Annotated in this window: 8 protein-coding genes; 2 read left to right on the forward strand and 6 right to left on the reverse strand. The window is 37.5% G+C overall.

All coding sequences use genetic code 11. The features are described 5' to 3' along the window. From rsxG to sohB, 6 genes are all read right to left on the reverse strand, one after another. Positions 1 to 624: an electron transport complex subunit RsxG gene (gene rsxG, locus HMPREF2644_RS08075; RefSeq protein ID WP_014550666.1), complete on the reverse strand. Its 624-nt coding sequence runs from the start codon at positions 622 to 624 to the stop codon at positions 1 to 3. Then, positions 624 to 1700, reverse strand: a complete 1077-nt coding sequence (gene rsxD, locus HMPREF2644_RS08080; protein WP_005688002.1) for an electron transport complex subunit RsxD — start codon at positions 1698 to 1700, stop codon at positions 624 to 626. Before rsxD ends, rsxG begins: the two co-directional genes overlap by 1 nt. A 4-nt stretch (positions 1701 to 1704) precedes the next feature. Beyond that, the gene (gene rsxC / locus HMPREF2644_RS08085) at positions 1705 to 3660 is read right to left on the reverse strand and encodes an electron transport complex subunit RsxC (RefSeq protein ID WP_005688001.1); all 1956 of its coding nucleotides are present in this window, start codon (positions 3658 to 3660) and stop codon (positions 1705 to 1707) included. Then, positions 3661 to 4242 (reverse strand): electron transport complex subunit RsxB, encoded by a 582-nt coding sequence (gene rsxB, locus HMPREF2644_RS08090; RefSeq protein ID WP_005650033.1) that lies wholly within the window; start codon positions 4240 to 4242, stop codon positions 3661 to 3663. It lies immediately after the preceding gene. 87 nt (positions 4243 to 4329) lie between these two features. Beyond that, complete coding sequence (gene rsxA, locus HMPREF2644_RS08095) at positions 4330 to 4908, reverse strand: electron transport complex subunit RsxA (protein WP_005654147.1); 579 nt, start codon at positions 4906 to 4908, stop codon at positions 4330 to 4332. Between the two features lie 282 nt (positions 4909 to 5190). Then, on the reverse strand, positions 5191 to 6252 hold the full coding sequence (gene sohB, locus HMPREF2644_RS08100) for a protease SohB (RefSeq protein WP_005689720.1): 1062 nt from the start codon (positions 6250 to 6252) through the stop codon (positions 5191 to 5193). 197 nt (positions 6253 to 6449) lie between these two features. On the opposite strand from sohB, the gene HMPREF2644_RS08105 reads away from it, so the two are divergent. After that, positions 6450 to 7115 (forward strand): curli polymerization inhibitor CsgI-related protein, encoded by a 666-nt coding sequence (locus HMPREF2644_RS08105; protein WP_050838458.1) that lies wholly within the window; start codon positions 6450 to 6452, stop codon positions 7113 to 7115. Between the two features lie 67 nt (positions 7116 to 7182). After that, entirely contained in the window at positions 7183 to 9339 is a 2157-nt protein-coding gene (gene yccS / locus HMPREF2644_RS08110; RefSeq protein WP_070828381.1) for a YccS family putative transporter, read from the forward strand. Positions 9340 to 9356: the final 17 nt, after the last annotated feature.

Genomic DNA, 9356 nt, shown 5'->3' on the forward strand with positions numbered 1-9356 from the left:
TTATTTCACTTGTGTTGAAAGCTGTTGTAACAAGGCTTGATTATTTAGCATGATTAATGCTGAGCGTTTAGTTTGATTAACCACTGCGCGAGGTGTAATGGTTGCACCAGAAAATTGATCAAATTTTCCGCCATCTTTTTTTACCGACCATTCGCTTAAATTATGTTCATTAATTGATTGATTTGTGAAACCTAAAATCCAGTTAGAAATTCGGCGTTCAATTTTATCGCCTAAGCCTGGTGTTTCGTGATGTTCGATTACTCGTACGCCTAACACTTCGCCTTTCGGATCTAATCCCACAAGCAAGCGAATATCACCAGAGTAACCATCTGGTGCGGTGGTTTCATAGGCATAGGCAGAAATATTTCCATCTTTTTTCGCAAAATAAATTTTTTGGATACCCACAAAATTTTTATCTTGAGGAATAACCGCACTTTCTAGCAAATTATTGTTGAAATAATCTTGTGGGATAACTTGTAGAAGTAATTCTCGCTGTTGTGCTGCGATTACCGCATCAATTTTATCTTTGGTTAGGAAATAAATTCCTGCAGAAATTATTGTGCAAAGTAGGGCAATAAAGCCTAACAATATGCCATAACGCGATGTGATTTTTACTGTACCCATTATTTTCTTCCTTTTGTTGGATAACCAGATACGCGCGGACGTGTGTAATGATCGATAAGTGGGACGCAAATATTACTTAATAAAATGGCGAATGCCACGCCGTCTGGATAATTTCCGTGATAACGAATGAGATAAACAAATAACCCCACTAATGCGCCAAAAATAATTTTTCCGCGTGGTGTAATGGAGGCTGTGACAGGATCTGTTGCAATAAAAAATGCACCAAACATCATTGCGCCACTAACGAGTTGGCTAATCGCACTTAAATGCGTGAAACCAGTAAAAGCGGTCGCAGTGGCTAAACAGAAAAAGGTGACAAGCATCGCCACTGGAATTTGCCAGTGAATAATGCGTTTTAAAATAAGGAAAATTCCGCCCGCTAAGAAAGCCACGTTGATTTGCCACCAGCCTTGAGCAAAATCGGTTCCATTACCCATAAAAATCGGCAGTTTAATTAATTCATAAAAATCACTTAATTGATTGTGACTTTTATAGAAAATTTTTGCGCTATCCAAAGGCGTTGCTTGGGTGATTCCATCAATGTTATGTGTAAGTTGTGAAAGGGTAAATCCATCCGTGGTTAAGCCTGAAAATATTAATGAAAATGCATCTGAAAAAGTCGGTGGTTCCTGTAATAAATTAATTGGTGGCATCCAAGTTGTCATTTGTAACGGAAATGAAATTAGAAGAATTACATAGCCAATCATCGCGGGATTGAATGGGTTTTGCCCTAAACCCCCATAAACCTGTTTACCTAATAAAACTGCACAGAGTGTTCCAATGATGATGACCCAATAAGGTGCATAAGGTGGAATAGCCATTGCCAAAATTAACGCAGTCAGGGCTACGCTGAAATCTGAAAGATAATTGAGCGGTTTTTTACCTCGTAATTTTATTGCAATAAATTCCGCAATGATTGCCGTACCAATGGCTAATGCGGATTGAAGCAGCACGCCAAATCCAAAATAATAAATTTGCGTGAAAAAAGCGGGCATCATTGCCAAAATGACCCAAAGCATAATACGCGCAGTGAGTTTTCCTGAATGAGTATGTGGGGAGCTAACCATTTTAAACATTATTTTATTCCTGATTATTTTCTAATGTTGTTTGTGTTTTTGCCAGTTTCTTCGCTTTTGCCCGAGCAATGGCGGCGGCTACGGCTGCTTTTTTAGGGTCAAGTGCGGTTGAATTTTCTTGTGTTTTTTCTACCGCACTTTTTGTTTTTTCTACTTCATTTTCTGCGGTTTGAGAGTTTGAAATAGCTTCGCTGGTGCTATTTGCTTGTGCAAGTTTTTTTGCTTTTGCACGAGCAATCGCTGCAGCAACAACCGCTTTTTTCGCATCGGTTGGTTGAGTTTGTTGTTCTTGGTTTTCGACTTGAGATGCTGCTTGTTGACGAGCTAAACGGCGTGCCTTACGTTGTGCCATTAAATCTGTGTTATCAGGTAAAACTTCTCCTTTTTCTGAGGTTAGTGTTTTAATCTGCGTTGATTCTGTTTCATTGGCTTTTTTCGCTTTCAAGCGTTCGAGTGCCGCCTTGACTGGATCTTCCCCTTTAGTTTGTGCTAATTCTTCACGGCGAGCCTGTGCTGCACGTTGTGAACGTGCTTTACGCTCTTGTTCTTCACGTTCCATCCGTGCTTGTTTTGCTTCAAAGCGAATTTTGGCTTCATCTGATTTTTTCTGTTTTTCTTTTATTTGCCAGATTTTAGCTTTTTCTTGGCGGAAATATTGAATTAGAGGAATATGGCTTGGGCATACGTAGGCGCAAATTCCACATTCAATACAATCTTTGAGAGCGTATTCTTCCGATTTTTTGTGATCTTCACTGCGCGCAAACCAATAAAGTTGTTGTGGCATTAAATTTACTGGGCAGGCATCAGAACAGCTAGAACAACGAATACAAGCCTGTTCTGCTTCAGGTTCGGCATATTCAAGATAATCTGGCGCAAGTAAACAATTGACAAGTTTTGTCACAGGCGCATTTAGGTTTGGAAGCTCTAGCCCCATCATTGGCCCACCTGCAAATATAGGAAAATGTTTGTCAAATTGATAGCCCGCATCGCTCAATATTTGGGAAATGGGTGTGCCAAGACGCACCCAATAATTGCCTTTTTCAGCGATTTTATTTCCAGTAAGGGTGACAACACGCTCAATTAAAGGCTCGTCATTTATAACTGCTCTTTTTATTGCGAACATTGTTCCCACATTTTGCATTAATACGCCAATGCTGGATGAACGCTCACCGCTTGGCACTTCTATCCCTGTGAGCAAATAAATCAGTTGTTTGGTAGCACCTGAAGGATATTTTGTTGGAATAACCCGAACGCTAATATCATTTGCTCCCTGTAGTGCATTGCGGATTGCCGATATGGCTTCTGGTTTGTTATCTTCAATGGCAATGACAACTTTTTCAGGGTGCAATATATAACGTAAAATACGAATGCCTTTTATGATTTCATCAGCGCGTTCACGCATAAGACGATCATCACAAGTGATATAAGGCTCACATTCTGCACCATTGATAATTAAGAGTTTGACTTTTTGCTCTGCTGACTGAATTTTGGCAGCAGTTGGGAATACTGCACCGCCTAAACCTGCTATACCTGCTTGATAGATTTTGTGAATAAGTTGTTCTGGCGATAGCGTTGAAAAATCATCAATAGGATTACGTTCGATCCATTGATCTAAACCATCCGACTGTAAATGAATTGTGGGTTCATCAAGACCTGAAGGATGCGTGGCAACATAAGGTTTAATCGATTTAATTGTGCCAGAAGTGGGCGCGTGAACTGGCAACATACGCAAGCCATCGCCTTTTGTTAAGGCTTGTCCTTTTAAGACGTAATCGCCCTCTTTTATTAAAAGATTGCCTGTTGTTCCTAGGTGCTGTTTGAGTGGAATGTAAAAATCCGTGCCGAGAGGCAGATGGCGTAATGGCTGTGAATTAGATTGAGATTTCATTTCTGGTGGATGAATTCCACCTTTGAAATCCCATAATTTACCGGAATTGAAACGAGATAATACGTCCGCCATTTATTCCCCCACAACCAATTTTTTTTCAGAGCCATCGACATTCATTACTGGAATAACGAGTTTTGCATCAAATTTCCAATCCCAATTATCAATATTTTTTTTCACGGGAATCATTAAAATACAATCTGTCGGGCAGGGCGCAACACAAAGCTCGCAACCTGTACAAAGATCGGGAATGATCGTGTGCATTGCTTTATTTGTACCAATAATGGCATCAACGGGACAGGCTTGGATACATTTTGTGCAGCCAATACACATATTTTCATCAATAAAAGCAACTTTCTCGATAGGTTCTTCTATGCCCTCCATTGTTGGTACATCAACCCCTAAAATTTCGGCAATTTTTACGATAGTTGTTTGACCACCTGGAATACATTTTGTGATTTCATCGCCATTGCAAATGGCTTCAGCATAAGGCTTACAACCAGGATAACCACATTGCCCACATTGGCTTTGCGGTAAAATAGCATCAATTTTCTCTACGACAGGATCAGCTTCCACTTTGAGCTTGATTGATGCAAAGCCCAAAATCGCACCGAAAATTAAAGCGAGTAGCGTAATTACGATGAATAAAAAGGTCATTATTTCTTTCTTTTTCCTGAAAAATACTGAGAGAACCCAATAAATAAAATTAACAGAGTTATTATCATTAAAAGGTAAATCATTTTATTATTTTACAAGTCCTGTAAATCCCATAAAAGCGAGGGACATTAAGCCTGCGGTAATTAAAGCAATGGCTGAACCGCGAAAAGTGGCAGGTATATCAGCGGCGACTAAACGTTCACGAAGCGCGGCAAAAAGTACCAATACTAAGGAAAAGCCGAGAGATGCACCAAAACCATAAACGACAGACTCTGTTAAATTATGAGCGAGATTTACATTTAATAATGCGACACCAAGTACTGCGCAGTTTGTAGTTATCAAAGGCAAGAAAATGCCGAGTAAACGATATAATGTTGGACTTGTTTTGTTTATTGCCATTTCGGTAAATTGCACCACTACAGCAATAACTAAAATAAACACTAATGTACGTAAAAAAGTGGCATTTAAGGGAATTAGAATATAGTGATCGACCAAATATGCACAAAGGGAAGCAACAGTTAAAACAAACATTGTTGCTAATCCCATTCCCACAGCCGTTTCAATTTTTTTGGATACACCCATAAAAGGGCAAAGACCTAAGAATTTTACCAATACAAAATTGTTAATTAATGCGGTGCCGATAATCAATAAAATATAGTGCGTCATTATTTTTTGCCTTTTGAATAGGGGCGTTATTATCCCTATTTATGGAAGCAAGAACAATAGAAAATTTTGCTAAGGGGAAATGGTAAGTTGCGATTTTGTTATTAAAATAAAAAACGCAGCTAATCATTTAAACGATTAGCTGCGTAATATTTGGATTAACAATACTCAACTTGATTTATGAATTAAATATAATAAAACCCCTAAAGATCGGCGAGTATCTTAATGACAAAGATTTGTCTTGTAAACATAGAAATAAAAACTTCTTTTTTTGTGGATAAATGTTTAGTACATAAAGTCTCTAGACTGTTTTGTACTATAACGATGAATGATATTAATTGCACTTTCTTCAGCTTGTCGTCCGAATTTTTTTATTAGGGATTTTTTTAAACGGTATTTAACATTAAGCACCTGTTTTTCTTTCATTTTTTCCAAAATTAAATCATCACTCGTTGAGATTTCATCTACAAGTTGTAATGCAATGGCTTGTTGTCCAAACCAATGTTCGCCTGTTGCAATTTTATCAATATCTAGGCAAGGGCGATTTTGTGAGACAAATTGTTTGAATAATTTATGTGTTTCTTCCAATTCTTGTTGAAATTTTTGTTTGCCTTTTTCAGTGTTCTCACCCAATACGGTCACTGTACGTTTAAATTCGCCCGCAGTCATTACATCTACATCGACATCGTGTTTTTTCAATAGTCGATGAACATTTGGAATTTGAGCGACAACGCCAATAGAACCAATAACAGCAAAAGGTGCGGATACAATTTTATCGGCAACGCAAGCCATCATATAACCGCCACTTGCAGCCACTTTATCGACGGCAACAGTTAATTTTATGCCTTTTTGTTTTAAGCGAGATAATTGAGAGGCTGCAAATCCATAATTATGCACAATGCCACCAGGGCTTTCTAAACGTAGTAATACTTCGTCTTCTGGTTTTGCTACATTTAAAATTGCTGAAATTTCTTCTCGAAGTGCGGTTGTTTCTGAGGCTGAAATATCGCCGCAAAAATCTAATACATATACGCAAGCTTTCTTTTCATCTTCTAAAGTATCGCCTTTTTTCAATTTTTCTTTGCGTTTTTTAGCATTTTGTTTTTCCGCTTTTTTTTCAGCTTTAGTGCGTTGTTTTTGTTCTTCTTCAGAAAGATTAAAATCACGTAATAAACGAACTTGTTCATTAAATTCTTCTGATAAATCTTTAATTTCTAATTCTCCCACTTTAGACTTGTTATGTTGGCGATAAGAAATAATCAAACCAACAATAGCAAGAATGAGTAATAAAATTGTTAAAATTTCCAGAATAAAAATTCCATAGCCTGTTAAAATATCGTTCAACATTGTTACTCCCGTTGATATTTAATGGATTAAATTTTCACGACACTGGTTTAGTGTGTAGATCGCCAACATAATAAAACATTGTGATTGTTTGTGCTATTTATAACAAAAAATTTTAAATTAATTCTTACTTTTTATTTTCATTTTGGCTAATTTGGCATAGCATAAGCGAGTATTTCATTTATACCAAAGGAGCAATTATGAAATTACGTGCTGTTGTATTAGGTCTTGCCACATTATGCGCAAGTACGGCAACCTTTGCTGGAATGGTTTCCACTTCATCTAACCTTGAGTTTTTAGCGATTGATGGTCAAAAAGCCTCTAAATCTCTCGGAAAAGCTAAGACATTTACTGTAGATGATACCCAAAGCCATCAGGTTGTTGTGCGTTTAAATGAAATTGTTGGTTCAGGATCGAATCAATCTCTTTTTGAATCTAATCCTGTGATTGTGACATTTCAAGGTAATGCTGAAGATTTAGTTATTTCCGCACCAGCTATTCGTAATCTTGATAGTGGCGATAAATTCAATCAAATGCCAAATATTACTGTGAAAACAAAATCAGGTAATGCTATTTCAGCGAAAGTGGATGTGTTAAAACAAGAGGGTTTATTCCCAAGTGGTAATGTGCTAAATGATCTTGCTGAATATAATGCGTCTGGTGCAGCGGCATCAGTTTCTAAATTTACTGCAACAACTTCTGCTAATTCAATGGTTGCTGCGCCAGCAGGTAATGCAAAAGCGAATAAAGGAAAAGTGGTTGTTCAGGGCGAAAACGTTGCAGAGCAACAGCTTCAATATTGGTTCCAACAAGCGGATAAAGAAACTCAAACACGTTTCTTAAACTGGGCAAAATCCCATAAATAATGACCGCACTTTATACAATAAAAAGTGAGCCTTGTTGCTCACTTTTCTATTTTGATAAGGATTTGAAATGAATATTCGGTTAAATGCTAAAGTAATTTCTACAATTCCTGTTTTTATTGCTGTAAATATTGCAGCAGTGGGAATATGGTTTTTTGATATTTCTTCGCAATCAATGCCTTTGATTCTAGGGATCATTGCAGGTGGTTTAGTGGATTTGGATAACCGTTTAACTGGACGATTGAAAAACGTATTTTTTACCCTTATTGCCTTTTCTATTTCTTCCTTTATTGTGCAGTTACATATTGGCAAGCCTATCCAATATATTGTGTTAATGACGGTGCTGACATTTATTTTCACTATGATTGGTGCCGTGGGGCAGCGTTATAGCACCATTGCTTTCGGTTCATTAGTGGTTGCGCTTTACACCACATTAACTTATATCCCAGAGGTAAATGTATGGTTTATTAACCCTGTAATGATTTTATGCGGTACCTTGCTGTATAGCGTGGTAACTCTGATTGTTTACCTGTTTTTCCCAAATCGCCCCGTGCAAGAAAGTGTCGCTAAAGCGTTTTGTGCGTTGGGCGAATATTTAGATACCAAATCCTGTTTTTTTGATCCTGACGAAGTGGCTGAGATTGAAAAAAAACATCTTAATTTCGCGATGAAAAATGCGAATGTTGTCACGGCATTTAATATTGTGCGTACCGCACTTTTTTATCGTATTAGAGGGCAACATCGCCATCCTCGTACCCAGAGAATGTTACGTTACTATTTTGCCGCACAAGACATTCATGAGCGCACCAATTCTACGCATTTTGATTATCAACAAATAACGGAAAAACTAAAAAATACAGATTTGATTTTCCGTATTCAACGTTTGTTAGAACTACAAGCACAATCCTGTAAAGAAATCACGGCGAGTTTACGTGAAAATAAACCTTATCATTTTAATGAACGTGTGGAACGTGCGCTTTTAGGCACCTTGCATTCCTTTGAACTATATCGAGCACAACATCTTAATGATCAAGATGAACTGATTGATATCCAAACCTTGTTAGATAATTTACAAAGCATCAACTGGCAACTTCGCCAATTAGCACAAGACACGACGGATACAGAACAATTAGCTCAAATTCATACGGAACAAATCACTGGGTTAAAAAATATCAGTGCGGTGATTTTTAGCCATTTTACTTTTGAGTCACCGTTGTTCCGTCATGCGGTACGCTTATCTATTGTGGTATTTTTATGTTGTGCAATTGTTGAGTTTTTCCAATTTAATCTTGGTTATTGGATTTTATTGACCACTGTATTTGTGTGTCAGCCAAATTATTCTGCAACTAAAGTACGTTTACGTCAGCGCATTATCGGCACGATATTAGGCGTAGTGGTGGGGTCTCTATTACCTTATTTAAATCCAACCTTAGAATTAAAACTGGGTCTTGTGGTGCTCACAAGTACTTTGTTCTTTTTCTTCCGTAGTAATAATTATAGTTTCTCGACCTTTTTCATCACACTACAAGTATTGCTCAGTTTTGATGTCATGGGATTTGATACGGCAGCTGCGTTGATGCCTCGTTTACTTGATACTTTACTTGGTGCCGCGATTTCATGGTTTGCCGTATCTTACTTATGGCCAGATTGGAAATATTTGCAACTTGATAAAGTGAGCCATCAAGCATTGCGTAGTGATGCGGTGTATTTATTGCATATTATTAGTCAATTGCAATTTGGTAAAAGCGACGATCTTAAATATCGCATAGCACGTCGCAATGCACATCAATATGCAGCCGCACTGAGTACAACACTTTCCAATATGAATAATGAACCAGTGAAATACAAGACATATTTACAAAAAGGTTTTGATTTACTCAAACTGAATTATTCTCTATTAAGCTATATTTCAGCACTGGGAGCTTATCGAGACAGAATGAAAAATTTGCAACAGACCGCACAGTTTTTATCTGGTTTTTATCCCGTGGCAAAGAAAATTATCTATACCTTAGAACACATTGAAGAAATACCCGAAGCTATTTTTAACCAACAGCAAGAACGTATTGAAACACATTTAAAAGAATTAGAAAAACAAGAGATGACTGCTGAAGAACGCACCGTCTTTAGTTTGCCGTATCAACAATTGAATTTGATTACCCAACTATTGCCACAATTTTATGGGTATTTTAAGAAAGAGATAAACTGTCAGCGTGCGGGAGCGTTATAAATATAAAAGTGCGGTTG

It is taken from the genome of Haemophilus sp. HMSC071C11 (assembly GCF_001837655.1).
Classification (GTDB): domain Bacteria; phylum Pseudomonadota; class Gammaproteobacteria; order Enterobacterales; family Pasteurellaceae; genus Haemophilus; species Haemophilus influenzae.